Annotated in this window: 22 protein-coding genes and 1 pseudogene; 10 read left to right on the forward strand and 13 right to left on the reverse strand. The window is 72.7% G+C overall.

What is annotated here, in order from left to right:
* Nucleotides 1-97: 97 nt before the first annotated feature.
* On the reverse strand, nt 98-1,372 hold the full coding sequence (locus tag ABT095_RS21275; RefSeq protein WP_350531016.1) for a DinB family protein: 1,275 nt from the start codon (nt 1,370-1,372) through the stop codon (nt 98-100).
* A 605-nt stretch (nt 1,373-1,977) separates the two neighbouring features.
* Here ABT095_RS21275 and ABT095_RS21280 point away from each other — a divergent pair.
* A complete protein-coding gene (locus ABT095_RS21280) occupies nt 1,978-3,336 on the forward strand; it encodes a KamA family radical SAM protein (RefSeq protein ID WP_502884947.1) in 1,359 nt (452 codons plus the stop codon).
* On the forward strand, nt 3,323-4,243 hold the full coding sequence (locus ABT095_RS21285; RefSeq protein WP_350531018.1) for a GNAT family N-acetyltransferase: 921 nt from the start codon (nt 3,323-3,325) through the stop codon (nt 4,241-4,243). Before ABT095_RS21280 ends, ABT095_RS21285 begins: the two co-directional genes overlap by 14 nt.
* A gap of 21 nt (nt 4,244-4,264) precedes the next feature.
* Here ABT095_RS21285 and ABT095_RS21290 read toward each other — a convergent pair whose 3' ends face one another.
* From ABT095_RS21290 to ABT095_RS21315, 6 genes are all read right to left on the reverse strand, one after another.
* Nucleotides 4,265-4,708, reverse strand: a complete 444-nt coding sequence (locus ABT095_RS21290; RefSeq protein WP_350531019.1) for a rhodanese-like domain-containing protein — start codon at nt 4,706-4,708, stop codon at nt 4,265-4,267.
* A 144-nt stretch (nt 4,709-4,852) separates the two neighbouring features.
* Nucleotides 4,853-5,050 carry a cold shock domain-containing protein gene (locus ABT095_RS21295; protein WP_350531020.1) on the reverse strand — a complete coding sequence of 66 codons (198 nt, stop codon included), beginning with the start codon at nt 5,048-5,050 and terminating at the stop codon, nt 4,853-4,855.
* Nucleotides 5,051-5,165: 115 nt separating this feature from the next.
* Entirely contained in the window at nt 5,166-6,869 is a 1,704-nt protein-coding gene (locus tag ABT095_RS21300; protein WP_350531021.1) for an SDR family oxidoreductase, read from the reverse strand.
* Nucleotides 6,866-7,708, reverse strand: a complete 843-nt coding sequence (locus tag ABT095_RS21305; RefSeq protein WP_350531022.1) for a M24 family metallopeptidase — start codon at nt 7,706-7,708, stop codon at nt 6,866-6,868. Before ABT095_RS21305 ends, ABT095_RS21300 begins: the two co-directional genes overlap by 4 nt.
* Nucleotides 7,709-7,722: 14 nt before the next feature.
* Nucleotides 7,723-8,778: a PDR/VanB family oxidoreductase gene (locus ABT095_RS21310; protein WP_350531023.1), complete on the reverse strand. Its 1,056-nt coding sequence runs from the start codon at nt 8,776-8,778 to the stop codon at nt 7,723-7,725.
* A 217-nt stretch (nt 8,779-8,995) separates the two neighbouring features.
* Nucleotides 8,996-9,886, reverse strand: coding sequence for a metal-dependent hydrolase (locus ABT095_RS21315; protein WP_350531024.1), 891 nt, complete (start codon nt 9,884-9,886; stop codon nt 8,996-8,998).
* Nucleotides 9,887-10,142: 256 nt separating this feature from the next.
* On the opposite strand from ABT095_RS21315, the gene ABT095_RS21320 reads away from it, so the two are divergent.
* Nucleotides 10,143-11,414, forward strand: coding sequence for an MFS transporter (locus tag ABT095_RS21320; RefSeq protein ID WP_350531025.1), 1,272 nt, complete (start codon nt 10,143-10,145; stop codon nt 11,412-11,414).
* On the opposite strand, the gene ABT095_RS21325 is transcribed toward ABT095_RS21320, so the two are convergent.
* Nucleotides 11,350-11,880, reverse strand: coding sequence for a GNAT family N-acetyltransferase (locus ABT095_RS21325; protein WP_350531026.1), 531 nt, complete (start codon nt 11,878-11,880; stop codon nt 11,350-11,352). The genes ABT095_RS21320 and ABT095_RS21325 overlap by 65 nt on opposite strands.
* Nucleotides 11,881-12,028: 148 nt before the next feature.
* Nucleotides 12,029-12,586 (reverse strand): annotated as a pseudogene (locus ABT095_RS21330) (FAD-dependent monooxygenase); the annotation flags it as partial.
* On the opposite strand from ABT095_RS21330, the gene ABT095_RS21335 reads away from it, so the two are divergent.
* The 3 genes from ABT095_RS21335 to ABT095_RS21345 all read left to right on the forward strand — a co-directional run bounded on the left by ABT095_RS21335 (nt 12,536) and on the right by ABT095_RS21345 (nt 16,507).
* Nucleotides 12,536-13,057 (forward strand): TetR/AcrR family transcriptional regulator, encoded by a 522-nt coding sequence (locus ABT095_RS21335; protein WP_350531065.1) that lies wholly within the window; start codon nt 12,536-12,538, stop codon nt 13,055-13,057. The pseudogene ABT095_RS21330 and the gene ABT095_RS21335 sit on opposite strands and share 51 nt — an antisense overlap.
* 163 nt (nt 13,058-13,220) lie before the next feature.
* Complete coding sequence (locus tag ABT095_RS21340; RefSeq protein ID WP_350531027.1) at nt 13,221-13,742, forward strand: hypothetical protein; 522 nt, start codon at nt 13,221-13,223, stop codon at nt 13,740-13,742.
* Nucleotides 13,742-16,507 (forward strand): M56 family metallopeptidase, encoded by a 2,766-nt coding sequence (locus ABT095_RS21345; RefSeq protein WP_350531028.1) that lies wholly within the window; start codon nt 13,742-13,744, stop codon nt 16,505-16,507. The genes ABT095_RS21340 and ABT095_RS21345 overlap by 1 nt, the downstream gene beginning before the upstream one ends.
* 21 nt (nt 16,508-16,528) lie before the next feature.
* On the opposite strand, the gene ABT095_RS21350 is transcribed toward ABT095_RS21345, so the two are convergent.
* Nucleotides 16,529-17,347, reverse strand: coding sequence for a LysR family substrate-binding domain-containing protein (locus ABT095_RS21350; protein WP_502884948.1), 819 nt, complete (start codon nt 17,345-17,347; stop codon nt 16,529-16,531).
* 58 nt (nt 17,348-17,405) lie between these two features.
* Between ABT095_RS21350 and ABT095_RS21355 the strand changes: the two genes are divergently transcribed.
* Nucleotides 17,406-17,813: a DUF5997 family protein gene (locus ABT095_RS21355; protein ID WP_350531029.1), complete on the forward strand. Its 408-nt coding sequence runs from the start codon at nt 17,406-17,408 to the stop codon at nt 17,811-17,813.
* 14 nt (nt 17,814-17,827) lie between these two features.
* Here the strand turns inward: ABT095_RS21355 and ABT095_RS21360 are convergent, their stop codons facing one another.
* Nucleotides 17,828-18,751 carry a DUF6528 family protein gene (locus ABT095_RS21360; RefSeq protein ID WP_350531030.1) on the reverse strand — a complete coding sequence of 308 codons (924 nt, stop codon included), beginning with the start codon at nt 18,749-18,751 and terminating at the stop codon, nt 17,828-17,830.
* A gap of 184 nt (nt 18,752-18,935) precedes the next feature.
* On the opposite strand from ABT095_RS21360, the gene ABT095_RS21365 reads away from it, so the two are divergent.
* The 3 genes from ABT095_RS21365 to ABT095_RS21375 are packed head-to-tail and all read left to right on the forward strand — an operon-like array spanning nt 18,936 to nt 20,919.
* Nucleotides 18,936-19,310 (forward strand): hypothetical protein, encoded by a 375-nt coding sequence (locus ABT095_RS21365; protein ID WP_350531031.1) that lies wholly within the window; start codon nt 18,936-18,938, stop codon nt 19,308-19,310.
* Nucleotides 19,303-19,992 (forward strand): hypothetical protein, encoded by a 690-nt coding sequence (locus tag ABT095_RS21370; RefSeq protein WP_350531032.1) that lies wholly within the window; start codon nt 19,303-19,305, stop codon nt 19,990-19,992. Before ABT095_RS21365 ends, ABT095_RS21370 begins: the two co-directional genes overlap by 8 nt.
* A 9-nt stretch (nt 19,993-20,001) precedes the next feature.
* Nucleotides 20,002-20,919 carry a transporter substrate-binding domain-containing protein gene (locus ABT095_RS21375; RefSeq protein WP_350531033.1) on the forward strand — a complete coding sequence of 306 codons (918 nt, stop codon included), beginning with the start codon at nt 20,002-20,004 and terminating at the stop codon, nt 20,917-20,919.
* A 5-nt stretch (nt 20,920-20,924) separates the two neighbouring features.
* On the opposite strand, the gene ABT095_RS21380 is transcribed toward ABT095_RS21375, so the two are convergent.
* Nucleotides 20,925-21,704 (reverse strand): IclR family transcriptional regulator, encoded by a 780-nt coding sequence (locus ABT095_RS21380; RefSeq protein WP_350531034.1) that lies wholly within the window; start codon nt 21,702-21,704, stop codon nt 20,925-20,927.
* Nucleotides 21,705-21,860: 156 nt separating this feature from the next.
* Complete coding sequence (locus ABT095_RS21385; RefSeq protein WP_350531035.1) at nt 21,861-22,325, reverse strand: hypothetical protein; 465 nt, start codon at nt 22,323-22,325, stop codon at nt 21,861-21,863.
* Nucleotides 22,326-22,396 lie beyond the last annotated feature (71 nt).

Consider the following 22,396-nt stretch of genomic DNA (forward strand, 5'->3'; position numbering starts at 1 on the left):
GCCCGGCGGCCGGGCTGCGGGGAGCACGCCGGAAGGAGGCCGGCGGCGCGTCGGGTGGCGCGCGGGACCGGTCTCCTTCGGGCGATCCGACTTCTCGTCAGGCCGTCGTGACCTGGCCGAGCAGACGTGCGGCCTCGTCGGCCCGCTCGTTGATGGTGGCCGTCAGGGCGGCCACCCGGTCGGCCATGAAGCCGTCCGCGCCGATCAAGGCGGCTTCGGCGGTGCCCAGGCCGCTGAACAGGCGGGCGGCGAAACGGTGGTTGGCGGTGTGCCGGTGGCCGGCCGCGTCGAGGATCTTGTCGATCGAGACGGCGTGGTCACGCGGGTGCCAGATGTACCGCTTGAGGCGGAACCGCAGCTCGACCGGGCCGAGCTCCCACCAGGCGGAGCGAATACCCAGCTCCTTCTCGGTGATGTCCGAGTAGTCCTGCGTGTTGCGCAGGTGCAGACGCTCGTAGAGCGCCAGCAGCTCGTGCAGGCTCTCGTGGCTGCCCAGCGGCTCGCCGTGCTGGGCCACGGTGTCGGTGGCCGGGGCGATCTCCGGCGAGAGGCCCTGGCGGCCCCGGTCCAGCGCGTGCAGGATCTGCGGCCGGTAGGCCCACCACTCGGCCATGACCACGTGGGCGAGGTTCTCACGGATCGAACGCTCGGAGCGCAGCGGAGTCCGGTCCAGCAGCGAGTCGGGGACACCGACGAAGAGCGACTGGAACTCGCGGTAGGCGAAGCGGTGCTGGCCCAGCAGTCGGTGGGTGTCGTTGAACTCCGGCCCGTGCTTGGCGCGTTCGCGCTCGGCGACCACGGCGAAGTCGCACAGCTCCTGGTAGGCCTGGAGCACGACCTCGCGCAGGCAGTCGGAGTACCACTGCCAGTCGCCGGGGCCCGGCTTGCCGATCCAGTCCTGCATCAGGACGCTGTCCGGCAGTACGGCGACGGTCTGCGCGAAGCGCTCCACCGCCGCGGCCAGCGGCGAGGTGGTGACCTGCCGGTGGCGGTCCCACGAAGTCTCGATGGTGCCGCCGTTCTGGGCGACCTTGCGCCAGCGGGCCGCCTCCTCGACGGTCACCTTGTCCTGCGGGAACCGGCTGGTCGCCTCGTCGAAGAGGCGGATCGCCTCCCCGTACCGCTGCTTGCGCAGGGCTGCCTTGGCCCTGCCGACGAGTAACTGGGCCTTGAAGGTGTCCGGCGTCAGGTGCCCCGGAGTGTCGTGGAAGACGGTCTGGTACCCGACGGAGAGCCGGGTGCGCCGCGGCGCGCCGTTCCACTCGTGGTACCGGGTCTGGTCCGGCGCGACCAGCTGGACGCTCGGCGACCAGATGAAGATGTGGTTGTTGATGATGTCCGTGCTGACCCGGTCGGGGTCGGTCGTCGTCACGCGCACCGGGAGCGTGTACTCCATGATGTCCCGGGCGATCTCGGGATCGGAGTAGATGCTCCGGTCATGGTTGCCGCAGCCCGGACACTCCGGTGAGTGGAGATCCAGAAGGACTGGTTTGTCCTCGATCTCCGACCGCTTGAGAAGGGACTGGAAGTCATGCTGATTTGCCCACTGAACTACCAACGTAGACCCATTCCTTGCGCTTATGGCGGGAATTGGTGGCAGGGCGTCGAATCGTGCAGTGGCTCCCCCTGCCACGATCACGAACCTACCTCGCTTCGGCTGAACTCTGTCAAGTCTTGATGAACAGTTCGTTGCGCAACGTTGCGCCGTGCAAACGGACATGACGGGCCAACTGGAGTGAACACGACAACTATCCGCATACCGGACGAGTAGCTCCGACATGCTTGAATGTGGCTCGACCTATCGGATAGAAAGATCGCTGAGTGTGTCAGGCAGCGGCCGACCTCTCATTTGCCGGGCGATTGTTGGGCGCCACAGGATCACCTACTGGGCCGACCGAACGCGGGGGCAGCATGACCATCCACTCCGATTCACATATGTCGTTACTCGGGCCGACGGAGTTATCTGGGCTGATGCCCGTGGCCCAGCCCTATTCGTACGAATTACGGCACCCGGTCGAACCGGACTGGCGCCGATTCCCCGGCTGGGCGGGGGTGACCGGCGATGAGTGGGAGTCGGCCCAGTGGCAGCGGGCGAACTGCGTCAAGAACCCGAGGCAGCTCCAGGCGGTCTTCGGCGGCACCCTGGCCGAGTCGTTCATCGCCGACCTGGTCCGGGACCAGCGGGAGCGCGCGACCATGTCGATGCTGGTCACGCCCCAGATGCTCAACACGATGGTGCCGGACCTCGGCCCCGGCGCCCCCGGCTTCCTCGACCGCTTCCTCGCCGACCCGGTGCGCCGCTACATGATCCCCGTCTTCGGCGACCGCGACACCGAATGGCCCTCCCACCCCTTCGCCACCCGGGACTCGCTGCACGAGGCGGAGATGTGGGCGGTCGAGGGCCTGACGCACCGTTACCCGACCAAGGTGCTGGCCGAGTTGGTCTCCACCTGCCCCCAGTACTGCGGCCACTGCACCCGGATGGACCTGGTCGGGAACTCCACACCGCAGGTCACCAAGCACCGCTTCACCCTGAAGCCGGCCGACCGGCACGGACGGATGCTGGAGTTCCTGCGGGCCAACCCGACCATCCGCGACGTCGTGGTCTCCGGCGGTGACCTGGCCAACGTGCCCTGGCCGAAGCTGGAGGCCTTCCTCCTCGGCCTCCTCGAAGTGCCCAGCGTCCGCGACATCCGGCTCGCCAGCAAGGGGCTGGTCGGCCTCCCGCAGCACTGGCTGCAGAAGGACGTCCTCGACGGACTCGCCTCCGTGTGCGCGAAGGCGCGCCGCAACGGCGTGCAGGTCGCCGTGCACACCCACGCCAACGCCGCCCAGTCGGTCACCCGCACGGTGGCCCGCGCCACCACCGCGCTGTTCGAGGCCGGCGTGCGCGACGTGCGCAACCAGGGTGTCCTCATGCGGGGGGTCAACGACTCGGTCCCCGCGCTGCTCGACCTGAGCTTCGCGCTCCTCGACGGCGCCGGGATCCTCCCCTACTACTTCTACCTCTGCGACATGATCCCGGGCAGCGAGCACTGGCGGGTGGCGGTCTGGGAGGCACAGGCCCTGCAGCGCGGAATCATGGGGTACCTGCCCGGATTCGCGACCCCGCGCATCGTCTGCGACGTGCCGTTCGTCGGCAAGCGCTGGGTCGACCAGGTCGACTCCTACGACCGGGACCTCGGCATCTCGTACTGGACGAAGAACTACCGCACCCCGCTGGAGACCGAGGGCTCGGCGGCCGGCCGGCGGGCCCACCCCTACTACGACCCGATCCCGACCCTCCCCCGGAAGGGCCAGGAATGGTGGAAGAGGACGCCGCATGAAGGTCATTGACGAGCACGGACTCTCCGTCGGCCTGATCGAACCCGCCGAACTCCCCGGCCGGCCCTGGCTGTCGGCCGGGCAGCACATCGACGTCGTCCGCATGCTGCGGCCCCCGGCCGACGCGGTGCCCGAGCTCGCGGAGCACGGGTTCGTCGTCAAGCCCGAGATGCTGACCTGGCTCGCCCGGCTCGGCTCCGACGAGGACGAATTCCTCGCCCGGCTGGAGACGCGCCCGCGGCAGGACATCCGGCGGGCCCAGCGCCGGGCCGGCGTCCTGCGCGAGGTGGTGCAGGACCAGGTCGAACCGGAGACCCTGGACAGGTTCCTCGCGCTGTACGAGGAGCGGGTCGCCGCCATGAAGTTCGGCGTGCCCTACGCCAAGCGCCACCGCGAAACGGTGCTGAACGGCCCCCAGAAGTACTTCGGCGTCTTCGCCTTCGACGGCGAGGAGCTGGTGGGCGGCTGCCTGGTGGCCGAGTGCCCGGAGGTGTCGGCGATCCGCATCCGCTTCTCCGCCGTCGACGAGTACTGGCGCACGACGGCGAGCCTGGCCCGCACCCTCTACTTCACCGCCATGCGCACCGCACGGAGCAAGGGCTACACCTGGGCCACCCTCGGGGACGAGCCGAACCTCTACGGGCACCTCACGCAGATCGGTCTCTTCTCCTTCAAGGTGCAGACCGGGTTCGAGGCGGTGCCGTCCCAGGATTTCGGCGATCCCACCGGCTGTGACGAGGCGGATCTGGTACTCGGCCTCACCGCCCTGAACGACCCCTGCCTCATTCTGGGATATCCACCCCGGCCGCATGCCGACCGGAAATTGCGCGGATATCTCATGACCGCGGACGAAAGTCTCCCAAGGAAATTCCGCGCCGATTTCCTGGAGGGTGTGGAGCTGCGCGCACTTCCGCGGTGAACGCAGCTCCCCACACATTGATCAGCCGTCGGACGGGTTTCCGGTTTCGACCGGGAACCCGTCACGCTTCCAGTATTCGAAGCCGCCGATCATCTCCTTCACCTTGAAGCCGAGGACGGCCAGCTTCGCCGCGCCCTTGGTGCCGGCGTTGCAGTCGGGCCCGAACCCGTACGTCACGTACACCGCCTCGCGGTCCAGGCCGGTCACGTGCTCGGGGCCGAGGTCACGGTGCGGCAGGTTCAGCGCACCCGGTATGTGGGCCTCGCGGTACGACTCGGCGCTGCGGGTGTCCACCACGACCACGCCCGGGACCTTGTGGGACAGGTCGTGCTCCACGTCCGACGGGTCGCACTCGGACGAGAGCTTCGCCAGGAAATACGCGGTGGAAAGTTCGTTTGCCGCCGGAACCCCGTTCACCTTGCTCTCGGCCGTGAGGAATCCGAAGAGTTCGTGTCGGTCGGGCATGAGCTACCTCGTTTCGACAGAAATGGCATCAACTGGCGACAGCCTACGAGCTCCACCACTGGTGTCGCAACCACTTCTGACGCGGAATCAGTATGCCGAATCCCTTTCAGGTGGGGGCACTTGAACTCCGCCTCGGCGACCGGCTCACCGCCGCCGGACGTGCTCGGCAACCGGGCGCCCCTCCTGCGAGGTGAGGTCGTACTCGACCGCCTGCCCCTCCTCGAGCGCGCCGCCGTCCTGGATCGAGTCGGCGTAGACCATCACCTCAGGGCCGCCACCGTCGGGGGTGATGAACCCGTAGCTGTGGTGGACGTTGTAGGACTTCACGACTCCGGTGGCCATCTGGGCACTCCTCCGAGAATGGGGACGAATCACCCCAGGAGTACCAAAACGCCCACGGGCGGCGGTCGATCGACACACCGCCCGTGGGCGCCGGGTGGAGCTGCTCAGCCGGTGCTCAGCCGACGCTGAGGCGGGCGGCCAGGCGCAGCAGGCCGGGGCTGAGGCGGCCGAGCAGGCGGGCGGCCTTGGCCTCGACGGTGACCGGGACGAAGGGCCTGCCGGTGCGCACGGCCCGGACGATCTCGGCGGCGACCTTCTCGGGCGGGAAGCCCCGGCGGGCGTACAGCTTGGAGGTGCGGGCCTGCTTGGCGGCCTGTTCGTCCGCCGAGACGCCGGAGAAGGTGGTGGTGCGGGTGATGTTGGTGTTGACGATGCCGGGACAGATCGCCGAGACGCCGATCTTCGCGGGGGCCAGCTCGGCGCGCAGGCAGTCGGAGAGCATCAGCACGGCGGCCTTGCTGGTCGCGTACGCGGCGAGCACCTTGGAGGGCAGGTAGGCGGCGGCCGAGGCGAGGTTGACGATGTGCCCGCCCTGGCCGCGCTCGGCCATCAGCGAGCCGAAGGCCCGGCAGCCGTGGATGACGCCCCAGAGGTTGACGTCCAGGACGCGCTGCCACTCCTTCTCGGTGGTCTGCAGGAAGGTCCCGGAGTGGCCGATGCCGGCGTTGTTGACCAGTACGTCCGGCACGCCGTGCTCGGCGGCGACCAGCTCCGCGAAGGCGTCCACGGCGGGCCCGTCGCTGACGTCGAGCCGGTAGCCGTAGCCGTGGCCGCCGACCAGCTCGCACAGCTCGGCGGTGCGCTCGGCCGCCGCGAGGTCGAGGTCGGCGATCACCACCCGGGCGCCCTGCTCGGCGAAGGCCACCGCGGTGGCCCGCCCGATCCCGCTGCCCGCACCGGTGATCACCACCAGCTCGCCGGAGGGCTTGGGCGCCTCCTCGGTGATGAACTCCCGCACCATCCCGGCCACCAGCGATCCCTTCTCGAGCAGCGCCGACCAGTGCGTCGCGTTCACCGTGCGCCTGGTCAGCTTCGGCGCCCAGCGCTCCAGGCCCTCGGAGAGGAAGTCGGAGACGTAGTGGTCCCTGGCCAGCGTGATCAGCTGGACGGGCAGGCCGGTGCGCCGCTCGCGCGGGTGCCGCACGGCCGGGCGCATGTTGGCCCGGTACAGCTCGATGCCGTGCACGGCGTCCCGCTTGAGGGTCGGCTGCGGGTGGCCGGGCCGGGGGGTGACGCCCTCCAGGTCGCGCAGCACCCGCGGCCAGGCCCGGGCCAGCCAGAGCCGCCAGGTCGCCGGGGCGAGCACCGGCAGGTGGAAGTAGGTGATGTACCAGGAGTGCGCGCCCTGCTGCAGCAGCTGCTTCAGATGCCTCGGCGTGGGCCGCCGGAACCGGTGCCGCATCCAGTGGCCCACGTGGTCGAGCGAGGGGCCGGACATCGTGGTGTACGAGGCGATCCACCGCTCGGCGCCCGGCTCGGTGACGGCCTCCCAGGACTGCACCGAGCCCCAGTCGTGCGCCACCACGTGCACCGGCGCGTCCGGGCTGACCGCCTCGGCCACCGCGATCAGGTCGGCCCCGAGCTGCGCCAGCCGGTACCCCTCGCGCGAGCGCGGCACCCCGGACTCGCCCGCGCCGCGCACGTCGTAGCGCACCACGTGGTGGTCGGCCGCGAGGTCCTCGGCGACGTCGTCCCAGACCACGTGGCTGTCGGGGTAGCCGTGCACGAGCAGCACGGTCGGCCGGGCCGGGTCGCCCTGCTCGAAGACGGCCAGCGGCAGCCCGTCGGTGGCCTGGACGGTACGGCGGCGGATCGTCATCGGGCGCTCTCCTTCTCCTGGGTCCAGCGGCGGACGTGCGGCAGGTCGTCGTCGAGCCAGAAGGCGTCGTCCTCGGTGACCACCAGCAGCTCCTCGAACTTGACGCCCACCTCCCGGAAGCCGATGTGCGGCTCCACCGCCCAGAGCCCGGGGGTCGGGGCGTGCCGGGAGGACTTCCCGTCCGCCCACAGCGGCGAACGGCCGTGCAGCCGCTCGCTGATCAGCTCGCGGCCGAGCGTCTGCAGCGTACGCACCCCGAAGCCGAACAGGTTCACCCCGGCCGGCCCGCGCGCGGTGTTCCGCGTCACCTGGTGGCCGATCACCCGGCCCGGGTAGACCTGGTGGCGGTTGTCGTAGCCGTGCGCGGCGATCTGCGCGTCCACCGCCGCGTACACCTCGCTCAGCGGCTTGCGGGCCTTCACCTCGCGCAGGATCAGCTCGCGGTAGACCCGCAGGTCGGCGGCCAGCTGGTCCCAGATCCGGTTCTCGCCGACCTTGCCGCCGTAGCCGATGTCGGCGGTGTAGCCGTCCACCACGGGCGCGCAGTCGAGCACGTACGGCATGCCCTCCTGGAGCACCCGGCCGCCGGCGAAGAACTGCAGCGGGGTGTGGAAGTGCCGGAAGGCGGTGCGGTCGCCGAACCAGGCGAACGGCACGTGGAAGAAGTCCTGCACCCCGGCCGCGACCAGGCAGGAGCGGAGCTTGGCGGTGGCCTGCCGCTCCGTCACCCCGGGCTCGATCCAGGCCGCCACCTGCTCGGCGCAGGCGTAGGCCAGCTGCTGGGTCTCCCGGAAGCGGCCGAGGTCGTGCTCGTCGAAGGCGAAGGTTCTCTGGTTCACGGGGGTTCTCCTTCTCAGAGGTCCAGCACGAGGGTCTCGCCCTCGGCGGCGCGGGAGACACAGGGCAGCAGGGCGCCGGCCGCCCGCTCCTCGGGGGTGAGCCGGCGGTCGCGGTGCTCGGGCGTGCCGGCGCTGACCCTGACCTCGCAGGTGCCGCAGAAGCCCTGGTGGCAGGAGTACGGCAGGTCGGGGCGCAGCTCGCGCAGCACGTCCAGGGCCGAGCGGTCGGCGGGCACCCCGGCCGTCGGCCCGGCCTCGCCGAGCCGCACGGTGAACGGCTTGCCGTCCGGGATCGGGGCGGCGCCGAAGCGCTCGAAGTGCAGCGGCCGGCCGGCCGGCACCGCCTCCCGGACGGCGGCCAGCATCGGGGCCGGGCCGCAGCAGTACACCGCCGCGTTCCCCGGCCCCTGGGCGATCAGCTCGGCGGCTCCGGGCGGGCCGTTGTGGTCGTCGGTGAGCAGCACGACCCGGCGCGGGTCGAGACCGCGCAGCTCGTCGCCGAACGGCATCGAGGCGGCGTCGCGGCCGGTGTGCACCAAGGTCCAGTCCAGGCCCCGGCGCTGGGCCTCGCGGGCCATCGGCAGCAGCGGGGTGATCCCGATCCCGCCCGCGAGCAGCAGCACGGCCGGCTCGCCGCAGAACGCGAAGCCGTTGCGCGGCCGCCGGGCGGTCAGGCGGCTGCCGGCCGACAGCCCGTCGTGGATCTCCACCGACCCGCCGCCACCGCCCTCGATCCGCCGCACCGCCAGCCGGTACGTCGAACGGTCCGCCGGGTCGCCGCACAGCGAGTAGTGCCGCCGCCGCCCGGACGGCAGCGTCAGCTGCACCCGCGCCCCGGGCTGCCACGCGGGCAGCTCGGCCCCGTACGGCGACCCGAGCCGCAGCTCCACCACCTCGGCGGCGATCACCTCGTGCCCGGTCACCACCAACGGCAGCTCGGGCGTCGGCCGCGCGGGGGCCGGCGCGGGCGGCCGGCGGCCCGGCTTGTTGTACCAGTCACCGAACGCCGTCAACCGCTGCACGAAGCGGTCCGGCCGCGGACGGCCGTACAGGTCGGGGGGCAGATCCATGGGTGGGGCTCCAAGCATTCAGGGGCGCGGGGAAGTTGCACTATCCGCTTGGGGGCGCGGGGAACGGCGCGAGGCCGGAAGAAGCCGACCTGTCGGCTGCCGCAGAGAGCCAGTTGCACTGTCCGGGGGCGCGGGGAACTGCGCGACGGGCCACGTACCGGCCCGAGGCCTACCGCTTCGCGCGGTTCCCCGCGCCCCCGAACAGTGCAACTGCGGCTCAGCGCACAGCGGCCCGCGCCGCCGGCGAGCTCGCCAGATAGCTGAGCGCCTGACTCGACGACCCCTCCTGCGTCGGGTGGTACCTCGGCCGGAAGTACCGCAGCGCTGACTTGGCCATCCGCCCCGGCTCCGGCAGCAGCCCGCGCCGCGCCACCGCCTGTGCCTCCCGCCAGGTCGGCTTCACCCGCCCCTCGAGCGTCGGGTCGGCCGCCATCAGGAACCGCACCCCCCGCACCCACAGGTGGAACAGCACCGGCCCCGCGATCGCCATCCCCCGCATCCGCCGCAGGTACCCGGGGTCGAGGTGCCGCATCAGGTCGAAGGCGACGCTGCGGTGCTCCACCTCCTCCGCGCCGTGCCAGCGCAGCAGGTCGAGCATGGTCGGATCGGCCTTCGCCCGGTCCAGACCCGGCGAGTTCAGAATCCAATTGCCAAGAAATGCCGTGAAATGCTCGATCGCAGCCACCGCCGCCACCCGCTCGATCACGTGCTCCCGCTGCTGCGCGGGCGTCATCCCCGGCCGGTCCCCGAGCACCCGGTGGAACAGCCAGCTCACCTGCCGTACGTACGGCCGCGGGTCGATCCCCTGCCCGAGCAGGTGGTCGAGCACCTCCTGGTGCGCCTCCGCATGGATCGCCTCCTGCCCGATGAACCCGAGCACCTCCTCCCGCAGCTGCTCGTCGGTCACCATCGGCAGGGCCTGCTTGAACAGCCGCACGAACCACCGCTCCCCCTCGGGCAGCAGCAGGTGGAGCACGTTGATGGTGTGCGTGGCCATCGGCTCGTCCGGGATCCAGTGCAGCGGCAGCTGCCCCCAGTCGAAGTGCACGTCCCGGGGCTCCAGCACGAGACTGTCGTGCACCCGGGTGGGTTCGGTAGCGCGGGGCATCGAGAGCCTCCTGACCTGCTGACGACTGCGGGACCACCAGCAAACTACTCGCGGGTACACCACCCCACAAGGGTTTCGACCATTCTTATCGACACCGAGTCTAATAACACTTATGGCCCGCCCCGCCCGCCGCGGCCGCCCTTCCCGCCGCCGGCCGCTCCGGCACCCGGCCGCAGGTCCTGCACCCTCCGCAGGAGGCCGAACCGGGCCCTTGGCCCGATGCACTCCCGTCCGGCTCCGCCCTACCTTGCTGCGCATGCAGACAGTGCCTCCGCAGCAGGAGACTCCGCCCTGGCGGGACCAGCGGTTCCTGGTCTTCGCCACCGGGAACTTCGTCAACAACCTGGGCGAGTCCGCCTACAAGGTCGGCCTCCCCCTCTACCTCTACCAGTTGACCGGCTCGCTGACCGTCATGTCCTTGACGGCGGCGCTGGCCCCGGCCGTGCTGCTGGTGAGCCCCTGGGTCGGTGCGATGGTCGACCGGTGGGGGCCGCGCCTGTTCGTGGTGCCCGGGCTGGCCGTCCAGCTCGTGGGAGCGGTCGGGCTCAACCTCTGCCTGGCGGGCGCCCACGTCTCCCCCGCGGTCCTCTTCCCGCTGGCCGCACTCGTCCAGCTCGGCGGCGAGCTGTACCGCACCGGTTGGATCACCGGCGTACGGACCATGTTCCCCGCCAACCCGGCCCGCTCCCGGGCCGTGCTGAGCAGCCTCTTCACCGCCTCCAACATCGCCGGCCCGCTCCTGGTGGCGGCCGGGGCCGGCCTGGTCGGCTACCTCGGACTGCTCTGGTTCAACGCCGCGACCTTCCTCGCGCCCGTCGCGGTCTGGCTCCTGGGCATCCGCCCGCCGGCCAAGGCCCGGCCCGCACCCGGGCCCCGCCGCCCCGGGCTGGGGCGGGAGATCCTCGACGGCTGGCACGTCATCCGGCGCGAGAAGCGGGTGCTGTACGCCGAACTCGCCTCCCTCCCCCTCCAGTTCGTCAGCGGCGTCGGCATGCTCACCTTCCTGGTCTGGTACCTGCGCAGCCAGCAGGGCGCCTCGACCGGCACCGTCAGCCTGGCCCAGGGCCTCGCCAACGCCGGCGCCCTGGCCGGCAGCACCTACGTCGCCGCCCGGGCGACGGCCCGCCCGCACGTGGTCCTGGCGGTGGCGGCCGCCGTGATGACGGCGGCGACCCTCGCGATGGGCTTCGCCCCCGTCCCGGTCTTCGTGCTCTGCATGACGGCCTTCTTCACCATGCGCTCGGCCGTGACCGGCGTGGCCGCCGTCGTCAGCGTCAGGCACCTCCCCGCCGACGTCCTCGGCCGGGCCGAGGGCCTGTTCAACCTGATCTCCGGCCTGCCCCTGCTCCTGGCGCCACTGGCCGTCCCCGTCGTCCAGGCCCACTTCGGCCCCACCGCCGTCTTCCTCCTCCTCGGCGCCACCGCCGCCCTGGCCATCCCGGCCGTGGCCCTGCTGGCGCCGTTCAGCGGATCGGGCGGACCATCACCGTCAGCTCAGGCGAAACCGACGACGGCGGCTGCGCGTTGAACGCCCGGTAACCCCAACTCTCGTACACCCGCCGGACCTTGCCGCCACCCGCGAGCGGGTTGACCATCAGCGTCACCCGCTCCTCGGCCCGCCGGGCCAACAGACCGTCATGGATACGCCGGGCCACACCGCTGCCGCGCCATGGCGTACGGACGCCGATCTCCCTGAGCGCCAGCACGGGAGTGTCGGTGAAGCCCTCCGGCAGCGGCTCGGCCATCCGCCCCCAGTACCGGTCACCGGCTCCGACGCGGTTCCCGTACGCGTACCCCACGACGGCCCCGCCGTCGTGCCCGAGCACGAGCTCGAAGCCGGGCTCGGCGGCATACCGCTCGAGCCGTTCGGCGAAGGCCTCGACGCAGTAGTTCGGCAGGTGCAGCAGCGGTGCCCGCACCTCGGCGTACACGTCCAGCAGCGCCTGCCGGGTCTCGGCCGTCAGGGTGGTGTGGTGGCGGATTTCGACGGTCACGGGCTGGTCCTCCGACTGGGGCTGGTTCCCCTACCCTGGCAGATCTCCCGGCACCCACCACTGCCCGGGCAACAGCTGGAGGAAACCGTGCGTGGCGCAGCTCCTGGGGCCGGAGGGGTGCCCGGCTGCCGATCCGCGGTGGTAGGGGTCAGGGCAGCCGGGGTGGGGTCCAGGTGTGGTGGCGCAGGATCATGCGTACGGCGGCTCCCGACGGAGGCAGCCGCATGGCGGTGTTCCGGAGGCCGACCGCGAGGGGGTTCGAGAGCTGGTGGCCCATCCGGCCGGCCCGGCGGGCGGCCCGGGCCACGGCCTGGCTGCGCGGGCGGCGTTCGCGGCCGTAGTGGGCGAGGGCTGCCTCGACCGAAGGTTCGAGAGCGAGGGCGGCGGCGAGGGTGACGGCGTCCTCGAGGGCCTGGCAGGCGCCCTGGCCGAGATTGGGGGTCATGGCGTGGGCGGCGTCGCCGAGCAGGGCGGTGCGGCCGAGCACGTACGAAGGCAGCGGCACCGGCAACTCGTTGACGTCGTGGTGCAGGACGGCGGCCGGCCGGGTCGCGTCGAGCAGGGCCGGGATCGGGTGGTGCCAGCCGCCGAACCGACGGCGCAGCGACGCGAGGGGGTCGGCGAAGCGGCTGCCGGGCGGGAGGGCGAGGACGGCGTGCCACTCGGCCCGGCCGTCCGGGAAGGCGATGTGGCCGAACTCCGCGCCGTGGACCGCCGCGCGGCCCTGCCGCCCGGCACCACCTCGGCCTACTTCCGCACCCGCGCCGCCCTGCTCACCGCACTCGTCACCCGCCTCGTGCAGCTCGACCAGGCCGAACTGGGCAGCGCCGCCGAGGAGTTGCCGCCCCTGCGCACGGCCGAGGAACTGGTCGAGGGCATGGCCCGGCTCGCCCGCCGGCGCCTCACCGGCGAGGGCCGCCGCCGCTCGCTGGCCCGGCACGCCTGCGCGGTCGAGAGCGTGCGCGACCCCGAGCTGCGCGAGATCCTCACCCCTCGCGAGAACGCCGGCCGCGCGGCCGTCCGGCAGTTCCTCGCCACCCACGGCGCACCGGACGTCGAGAACCGCACCCACACCCTGCTGACCTGCCTGGACGGCCTGGTCTTCGACCGCCTGGTGAGCGGCGGCGACGTCCCCCGCGAGGCCCTCGAAGGCCTGGCCGCCGCCGCCCTGCGGTGACCACCGCCCCGGCGACCGACTCCACCGGATGACTCCGCTTCGTCACCGGAGTGCAACAGAGCGGAACCATTCTCCGTACGGACCTTGCCGCGCCCGCCGCCGCCCCGCGAGACTCCGACCGCACGGCAGTTGCAGCAGACCTGACAATCCGTGGGGGAACGCCATGGGCTTCGGCACAGAACCGTCCGGCAGGTACACCGTCCCGGCCGCCGGGACCAGAGTGCGCGATGTGGTGCGCGACGTGGTGGCCGAGATCGCGGCCGAGGAGCTGCCGCTGGTCGAGGGGCTGACCCGGCTGGACGACGCCACGGTGGTGCGGCGGCTCGGCAGGCGGCGGCAGCGGCGGGAGCCGCTGGGCTTCGGCATGGGCGAGCTGGCCTCCCTGGCGACGCCGGTGATCTGGCTGGCCGTCAACCAGGCGGCGCAGAGGTTCGGGGAGACGGCCGCGGACGGTGCCGCCAAGGGAGCCAAGGCCGCCCTGCGCAGGATCCTGCGCCGGCGGGCGGCACCGGTGGTCGTCCCGGCCCTGACCCAGGCGCAGCTCGCCGAGGTGCACGGGCAGATCCTGGCGAGCGCCGCACAGCGCGGACTGGGCGAGACCCGCGCGCTGGCGATCGCCGACGCGGTGGTGGCCCGGCTGGCCCTGACCGAGACCGTCGGCCCAGCCGCGCAGGAGGGAGTGTGATGACCGCCTCGCCACCCCGGTTACGCCTCGACGAGCGGGCCGTCTCGGCCGGGACCACCGTGCGCTTCGCGCTGCTGCTGGTGCTGCTGCTGGTCAGCGGCAGCTCGATGATCATCAGCGTGGCCACCCGGCTCCAGCCCTCCCGGGATCTGGACGGCTTCGGCTGCGAGCTCGCCGCCGGAGCGGACCCGCTGCATGCCGGCGACCTGGCCACCGTCGCCGTCGCGGCCGCCCAGAAGGCCGCGTACCAGTCCTGCGTCGACCGGTACGGTGCGCTGCCGCCCTGGTGGCTGGCCGCGGCTGCGCCGCTCCTGCTGCTGACGGCGGCCGGCCTGGTCTTCGCCCTCCTGCCGCTGCGCAAGGCGCGGCGCGGCCGGGTCGTCCCGCTGGCGGCCGTCGACCGGGACGGCGGCATCCTGCACAGCCTGACGGAGCTCTCGGCGACCGCCGGACTGAGCCGGCCGCCGCGGTTCGTGGTCGACCCGACGGCGGCCACGGTCGGCGCCGTGGTCTTCGGCCGCACTGGCCGGGCCACCGTCTGCCTGCACGGGGGCCTGCTCGCCCATCGGACCACGGACCCGGACGGGTTCCGCGCGGTGGTCCTGCACGAGCTGGCCCACGTCCACAACCGTGACGTCAGCCTGACCTACTTCACCGTCGCCCTCTGGCGGGTCTTCGTCGCCCTCGCGCTGCTGCCGGAGCTGGTGGTGACCCTCCGTGAGTTCACCGGCCGGGACACGACGGCCTGGGCCAGCGAGGCGCCGGGCGCCACCAGGAGGCTGCTGCTCACCGTCGTCATGGTCGCGCTGGTCCACCTCGCGCGCTCCGACGTGCTGCGCAGCCGGGAGATCTACGCCGACCTCGCCGCGGTGCGCTGGGGCGCGGCCGCGCACACCTGGGCCGTCCCGGATCCGGCGCCGCCGACCGGCCGGGCCGGGCGGGCCTGGGCGTCGTTCGCCGGGCTGTGGCGCACCCACCCGCGCTGGGACCTGCGGCGGGAGTCCCTCACCGATCCCGCCGCGCTGTTCGCGGTCCGGGCACTGCCGATGCTGCTGACCGGGGCCGCCGCCATCCTCATCGACGTGCAGTCGGCGGACCAGCTCGGCAACTACGTCGCGACCGGGAGGTGGGCGCGACAGGCGCTGGCCTCCGCCCCGGCCGGGCTGGTCACTGGGGTGGCCGGGATCATGCTCTGGCGGGCGGTGGTCCACGCCACGGCCACCGGGCGCCCGGCACCGGCCGGCGTGCGGGCCGGGCTGTGGCTGGGGGTCGGGATGGCCGCCGCCGAGCTCGTCCTGGACGACCTCACGGGGCACCGGTGGCTGCCCGAGCGGCCCGAGGTCATGCTCCTGCTCGTGCTCGCGGGGGTGGCGTTCGGCTGGTGGGTCACCAGCTGCGCCCGCCTCTGGACCGCGGTGTGGCAGCGGCCGACCGTCCGGGCGGCGATGCTGCTCTGCCTGGCGGCGGCCAGCCTGGCCATGTCGGCCTGGTTCTTCTGGTGGCAGGGCGAGGGCACCGCGCTGGCGACGGGGTGGCCGACCAACCCCGCCGCGACCTATCACTTCGGCAATGCCCTGGACCGCGCCGCCCCCACCCAGCCGCTGATGGCGCTGCAGACCCTGTCCGACGGACCGGTGGCCCTGCCCGCTGTGGCGGCCCTGTGGGGCGTGCCGCTGCTGGCCTGGGCGGTCCGCCCCGCGCCAGGTCAGGCCACCGGTGGCGCCCTGCCCTCGCTGCGGCGGCTGTTGCTGGCGGCGGCGGGCGGCGGTGTGCTGGGCTGGGCCGGCTTCGTGGCCGTCATGGCCGGCCTCCACGGCGGGCAGCCGACGACCGGGGACGCCTGGAGCATCCTCACCGCGACGTACTTCCTCCGGACCTCGGCGGCTCTGGTGCTCGCCATGGCCGCCGCCGCGGCGATCGCCACCGCGTCGGCGGGCCGCCACCGCCTGATCGCGGCGATCGTCGCGGCGGAGTCGGCGGCCTTCGTCGCCGCCGCCGGGATGTTCGTGCTCGCCTCCGCGGAGGGGTGCGTGCGGCCGCTGAGCGTGGTCGTGCAGTCCTGCGTCTGGCGGCCTGGTCCGACCTGGTCGGAGTTCCGCTACCTCCTGGGGCCCGTCCTGGTGGCCGGCGCGGGCGCCGCCTTCGCGGTCGCGGCGGTCGCGGCCGCGATCCGGAGGGTTCGCCGGCCCGCCCCTCGCCGCCGGACGGCGGCCGGACGGACCGGCCCGGCCCGCTTCGGGGTGCCCGCCCGGCGCGTCGGCATCGGGGTGCTCTGCGCCGCCGCGGCCGCGAGCACCTGGCTCGGGCCCTCGGCCCAGGCCGAGGGCAGCCCGCGCCCGGAGGTGGCACCCGACCTTCCGGTGGTGTCGGCCGAGACCAGGGCGATGCAGGTGACCGCCTGGACCATGTTCGGCGGCGCCGATCTGCTGCACCGGCTGATCGTCGTCACGACCGGCTTCGGCACGCTCCTGCAGGAGGGCAACGGCCGGGTCGACACCGAAAAGGTCCGCCCGTTCTGCGCGGACATCGCCGAGTTCGCCCGCACGGCCGCCGCCTACCTCCGCATCCCCGACCCGTCGGCCCAGGACCAGTGGCAGGCGGGCATCACCCAGGCCGAGCAGAGCGGCCGCGACTGCACCGCCTCCGTGGACGGAGAGGACGGAAAGCTGCTCGCGGCTTCGTTCGCCGAGCTCCTCACCGCGGACTCCACCCTCAACTCGGCCTACACCCGCATCGTCGAGGTCGCGCACGCGGGCGGCCTGTGAGCCGGCCCCGCCGGGGGATTCTCAGCCGCGCCGCTTGGGGCGGCCGCCGCTCCGCTTCTGGGCGGCGGCGCCGCCCCGGCCGGCCGAGGGGCGGGGCTTGCCCTGGGTCCTGCCACCGGCCTGGGTCTTGCCGCCCGCCTTGGCGGGCTGGGCCCCCGACGGACGAGGCTGCCGGGGCTGGGCGGACTTCTTCGCGGCGGCAGGAGCCGCGGCGGGCTGGGCGCCCCGGCCGCGGGAGCTGTTGACCGTACGGCCGCGGACGATGCCGATGAACTCCTCCACCAGGTCGGTGGTCCGCTCCTGCGGCCAGGCCAGCGCCACCTGGGACTGCGGCGCCGCCTCCTCGACCGGACGGTAGGTGAGGTCGCGGCGGTGGTGCAGCCGGGCCAGCGACTGCGGGACGAGGAGGACGCCGACGTTGGCCGCCACCAGCTCGATCGCGTCCGCCGTGGTCGCCGGGCGCTCGAAGGCCGGCCGGCCGGGGAGCTCGCCGGGCCAGGTCAGGGCGTCGTCGAGCGGGTGGAAGACGACCTCCTCGGCGAGGTCGGCGAGCGGCACCTCCTCGGCGGCCGCGAGCCAGTGGTCCTTCGGGAAGACCACCACGGTGCTCTCGGTGTAGAGCGGGATCGCGCTGAGCACGTCCCGGTCGACCGGCAGCCGGACCAGCCCGGCGTCCGCGCCGCCCGCGCGCAGCGCCGCCTCGCCCTCTCCCACCGGGAGGGCGAGCAGCTCGAGCCGCACGTCCGGGAGGCGCTCGCCCCAGACCCTGGCCCACTTGCCGGGGGTCACACCCGGGACGTACACGAGCCGGAACGACGGGTCCACCTGCATCTCTGTCACCGCTCAAGGCTACCGACCGTGGCCGGGAGCGCCCGCACACTCCTTTACCCTTGTCATCATGACCTCGCTCAAGCAGAAGACCAGCCAGACCATGAAGCCGGCCACCGCGGCCAAGAAGCTGGAGATCTACCTCGACGCGGCTCCCGCCGAGTTCCGGGACGGCCTGGTCTCCCGCGAGGAGCTCACCGCGCTGCAGACCGAGCCGCCGCAGTGGCTCCAGGACCTGCGCAAGAACGGCCCGCACCCCCGCCCGGTGGTCGCCGCCCGGCTCGGCGTGTCGATCTCGGGCCTGGCCCGCGGCGGGGTGACCGAGGCGCTCACCACCGAGCAGATCGAGGCCCTCCGGGACGAGAACCCGCTGTGGCTGCAGCACGAGCGCGCCAACCAGGTGGACGTCCGCAAGGAGAACGCCCGGATCAAGGAGAAGCACGAGAAGGAGGCCGCGGCCAAGGCCGCCAAGGCCTGAGCCGTGCCGACGCGCTACCTCCGTACCAGCCAACGAGCCTTGTAGAGGCTGGTGCGGGCCAGGCGGCCGGAGCCGTCGGGGCGGGTGAAGGTCAGGGTCGAGGTGCACCAGGGCGAGGGGTTCTCCCGGTCGGGGTGCACGGCCAGGATCTGGCCGCTGCGGCGGTCGTCGCCGATGCTCTTGATCCCCGGGCCGTCACCGGCGGCCGGGGAGAACGTACCGCTGCTGACCGAGTACTGGTAGACGTGCCGGTTGGTGGTGACCCACAGCCGGTCCGGGTGGGCCGCGACCGCGGCGAGGTCATGGCCGCCCGGCGTCGGCAGGGGCACGGACCGGACGGGCTCGAGGCCCTCCCCCGCCCTGAACGCGGTCAGTGCCGAGTCGCTGACCGCCCAGAGCAGCTCGCGGGGCCCGTCCCAGTGCACGCCGTGCGCCCCGGCCAGGTCGTACTGCACGTACTGCGCGGCCGAGGAGTAGAGCCGCAGGAAGCCCGGGGCGGCCGAGGCGACCACCACCCGCCCGTCCGGCAGCAGCTCGATGCTGTGCGGGTTCCCGCCCGGCCGGGCCGCCCAGCGCACCCGCCCCTCGGGGAACGACACCAGCACGGCCAGCCCGCCCGTGGCACAGCTGAGCACCCACTCCCGGCCCCGCCAACGCCGGTACTTCGCCTCGCTGACGGCCCACCAGGAGTCGTCCTCGGGCCCGGCCCAGGACCACAGCGCGAGCCGCGAGGCGGCGAGCCCCCGGACGTCGGCGGTGCCGGAGCCCTGCCACGGGAGGGTGTTGACGTCCACCAGGATCACCCGCCGGCTGGCCTGGTCGGCGGCCAGCACGAGACTCCGGTCCCCCGGCGGCAGCCCCGACGGGCTCAGCAGGACAGCGGCCGCCCCGAGGACGGACCGCCGGGACGGCCCGGAGCCGGGCAACCGGATACTCACCGAACCATCGGAGCACGCGCGCTCCGGGCGGCGGGAGACCGACACGCGACCGCCCACGCCGAGCGCTACCACTGACGCTCCGTATCCGCATAATCGTTCTACAAAGGGCTTGGCGGGCCGATCACCCCCGTGATATCTCGTAGTCGTCAGCTGACTGTGGGTCATGAGACGACCGGGGTGGCAAGTGAGCGATTTCATCGGCACCGTGACGGATGAGATGGTGCAGCGCGCGCTCGACGCGCTGGGCACCGTGGGGACGAGCGCCGCCCATGCGGCCGCCGAGGCGCTGGCCCGGGCGGTCGGCACCCGGATAGCCGGCGCGGGCGGCGCGGGCGGCGCGGGGCAGGACGCGGCCGCGACCGGCGGGCAGCCGACTCCCGACCAGCTGCGCGAGCTGGTCCGCGCCGTGCTCGCCGAGCAGCCCGAACTGCTCCGGGCGCTCGCCCCGGCACCCGGCCGGGTCAGTGTCTCGGTGAAGGGCGACGGCAACCTGGCAACGGGCGTCGTCCACGGCGACGTCAGGGTCCGGGGCTGGAAGTTCTGGAGCCGACGTGGCTGACCCGGCAAGAGGGCCGGGCGGCACCAGGATCGACCTCGACGTCGACGGCAACGACAACACGACGGTGGGGACGGTCGGCCGCAACTTCTGGCAGGTCGTCATCCACCTCGTCGGGGAGGGCCCCGGATTCCTCCTGTGCGGGGCGATGGCGAACCTCGGCTGGATGCTGCTGCGGCGCCCCGAGGCCGACGGCGGCCGGTGGGCGTACTACCTGGCGCCGGCCGGCCTGGCCCTGGGCGCGGGCCTGCTGGCCGTGCTGCTGAGGCGTGGCCGCCGCTGGTGCGTGGTGCTCTCCGTGCTGCTGATCGCGGGGAGCTGGGCGGGGTACGCCTGGGTCCGTGACCATGCGGACCGCTCCGTCGCCGTCCGGATCCGCCAGTTCGACGGTGCGAACGTCACCGACGGGACGCAGCGGAAGCTGACCGTCGACATCGCCGACCCGCAGGCCGTCCTGACCGTCACCTTCCACATCGCCGAGCACAACCCCTCGACCCAGCTCTGCGTTCCCGACACCAAGCTGAACGCCTCGGCGACGGGCGGGCAGGTCGTGCAGCAGGACGACACGACGGTGACGATCCGGCCCGGCGCCAAGAGCACGCTCGAGCTGACCGTCACGGTGAAGACCGACTCAGGCTGCTACCTCGACCTGGACGTCAGCGACGCCACGCTCCGACCCAACTGAGAGAGAGTCATGTCCAAGAGAGTCATGTCCGCCGGCTCGCACCGGGCCGGGATCCTGCCGGCCCTCCTCGCCCTGGCCTTCCTGGCGGTCTCCTGCAGCGGCGACGGGCACGGCCCCTCGCCGGCCCCCAGCCCCTCGGCCTCCGCCGCCTCGATCTTCAAGCAGAACCGGCTCGTCATAGGGGTGAAGAACGACCAGCCGGGCACCAGCGTGTGGTCGGAGTACAAGCGCACCGGTTTCGACATCCTGGTCGCCCGCCGGGCCGCCGGGGCCGAGGGCCTCGCGGTGAACAAGATCGCTTTCAACGACCTCTCCTCCGACGACCGCGTGCCCGCGCTCAAGGACGGCCGCGTCGACCTGGTGGTCGCGACCTTCTCGATAACCGACGAGCGGCAGCGCGACATCGACTTCGTCGGCCCGTACGCCGTCACCCGGCAGGGCTTCATGGTCCGCAAGGGCAGTCCGGCGGTCAGATCGGTGGACGACCTGGCCGGAAAGCCCGTCTGCGCCTGGACCGGGACCACCTCCCTCGACGTGCTGCGGAACCAGTACCCGAAGATCCACACGCAGGAGCTGGCCGACGCGCAGTCCTGCATCAGCGCGCTCCGGACCGGCAGCGTCTTCGCGGTCTCCACCGACCAGCTGATTCTCCACGGCTTCGCCCACCTGGACCCGAGCCTGGTGGTCGTCCCGGACGTCACCGTCGGGGCGCCGAACCGGTACGGCATCGGCATCGGCAAGGCGCACCGGGCCGACTGCCTCGATCTGGCCAAGAAGTTCGCGGAGTACGTCGGCAGCAGCGACTGGGTGGAGGACTTCAAGCAGTCGTTCCCGGATCTGACCGCCGGGGACGCCTGGACGGCCTTCCAGCCGAAACCGCAGCAGGTCACCGCGATGTCGTGTTCGGACGCCTCGGCGGCGAAGTAGCCCGGTCAGACCGCCATCGCGACCATCAACGGCGCGGCCCGGGCGGCCAGCAGCTCGGCGGCGGCCTTCAGGCGGTGGACCTGGTCGACCGGCATCGAGGTCGCGAGGCAGCCGACGGTGGAGCCGGCCGTGACGGGGACGGCCGCGCAGACGGTGCCCAGGGAGTACTCCTGGATGTCCAGGACGGGGACGGTGGCGGGCTGGCGTTCGAGGCGGTGCATCAGCTGTTCGGGGTCGGTGATGGTGCGGGAGGTGAGCCGGGCGATCGGGTGCCGGGCCAAGTGGTCGCGGCGGCCGTCGTGGTCGAGCTGGCTCAGCAGGCACTTGCCGATGGCACTGGCGTGCGCGGTGGCCCGGAAGTCGACCCACTCGTGCACGGCGGGGGCGTCCTCGGAGGCGGCGACGGCCTCCACCGAGAGCTCGCCCTCGTGGTAGCGGCTGAAGTAGACGGCGGCGCCGAGCTCGTCCCGCAGGTCCACCAGCTGCTGGTCGAGCCGGGCCCGCAGCAGCTCCTCGCGGTTCTGCCGGCCGAGCAGGGAGAAGGTGCCGCCGAGCACCCACTCGCCCTCCTGGTAGCCGAGATACCCCTCGGTCTCCAGCACCTCGGCCAGCTCCTGCACCACCGCCAGCGGCAGCGACAGCTCCCGGGCCAGCGCCCCGAGCGAGACCCCCGAGGGGTGCCGGTCCACCGCCTCCAGCAGGCGCAGCGCCCGCTGCAGCACCGCGTACGGGCCCCGGCCGCCCGGTGCCAGCATGGCCCGACTGTCCCGGCTCTGTGCCGACATGGCGACCCTCCCGTGGTGCGTCCGTGCCGACCGAACGGCGGCAGGCCCGTCCAGCCTAGCCACCGGACGGCCCGCGCACTCCCCTCTCGCGGGTAAATCCCCCAGCTTATGAGGCTCTGTCAGTTGGCATATGCCAGAACGCCAAAATCCAGTTCCTCAGCGCCCGTCGAGGTCGGCGCGGATCCGGGCCCGCAGGCCGTCGAAGAGGTCGTCCCACTCCTCGCGCGCCGCGACGTACTCGGGATCGTCGTACTTGGTGCCGGACTCGACCAGGTCACGCAGCTTCCGCAGGGCCCGGAAGGCACTGACCGAGGGCTCCTCGACGGTCTCCGGGGCCGTGATCGAGACCTGGTAGCGGAGTTCGTAGGCCCCGCCCTCCTTGAAGGCCGCCACCGCTGCCCGCGCCCGGTCGCCGTCCGGCGCGGCGGTGTTGCGGGCGGCCTCGCGGATCTCGTTGTACGTCCGCGACAGGGCGGCCAGGTAGTCCGCGTACAGCTGCCGCCTGGCGGCCTGCTGCTTGTCCTGGTGGTCGCGCCGCCACCGCACCCGGTCGGCTATCAGCGTCGAGGTGACGCCGATGACGGCGCCCAGTGCGGTGCTTGCGAAGGAGGACCAATCCACACGGTGAGGTTATCCGACTGCCCTTACGCAATAGGGACGGGCCTCTCCCCCACTGCCCGGAGGGGAGAGGC

The organism is Kitasatospora sp. NPDC002227, from assembly GCF_040296285.1.
Taxonomy (GTDB): Bacteria; Actinomycetota; Actinomycetes; order Streptomycetales; family Streptomycetaceae; genus Kitasatospora.

Bases quoted from the DNA above. Each gene is read 5' to 3' on its own strand.
- ABT095_RS21380 (WP_350531034.1), bottom strand. From the start codon at position 21,704: ATGTCGGCACAGAGCCGGGACAGTCGGGCCATGCTGGCACCGGGCGGC.
- ABT095_RS21310 (WP_350531023.1), bottom strand. From the start codon at position 8,778: ATGGATCTGCCCCCCGACCTGTACGGCCGTCCGCGGCCGGACCGCTTC.
- ABT095_RS21315 (WP_350531024.1), bottom strand. From the start codon at position 9,886: ATGCCCCGCGCTACCGAACCCACCCGGGTGCACGACAGTCTCGTGCTG.
- ABT095_RS21320 (WP_350531025.1), top strand. From the start codon at position 10,143: ATGCAGACAGTGCCTCCGCAGCAGGAGACTCCGCCCTGGCGGGACCAG.
- ABT095_RS21345 (WP_350531028.1), top strand. From the start codon at position 13,742: ATGACCGCCTCGCCACCCCGGTTACGCCTCGACGAGCGGGCCGTCTCG.
- ABT095_RS21375 (WP_350531033.1), top strand. From the start codon at position 20,002: ATGTCCAAGAGAGTCATGTCCGCCGGCTCGCACCGGGCCGGGATCCTG.
- ABT095_RS21340 (WP_350531027.1), top strand. From the start codon at position 13,221: ATGGGCTTCGGCACAGAACCGTCCGGCAGGTACACCGTCCCGGCCGCC.
- ABT095_RS21355 (WP_350531029.1), top strand. From the start codon at position 17,406: ATGACCTCGCTCAAGCAGAAGACCAGCCAGACCATGAAGCCGGCCACC.
- ABT095_RS21285 (WP_350531018.1), top strand. From the start codon at position 3,323: ATGAAGGTCATTGACGAGCACGGACTCTCCGTCGGCCTGATCGAACCC.
- ABT095_RS21295 (WP_350531020.1), bottom strand. From the start codon at position 5,050: ATGGCCACCGGAGTCGTGAAGTCCTACAACGTCCACCACAGCTACGGG.
- ABT095_RS21290 (WP_350531019.1), bottom strand. From the start codon at position 4,708: ATGCCCGACCGACACGAACTCTTCGGATTCCTCACGGCCGAGAGCAAG.
- ABT095_RS21300 (WP_350531021.1), bottom strand. From the start codon at position 6,869: ATGACGATCCGCCGCCGTACCGTCCAGGCCACCGACGGGCTGCCGCTG.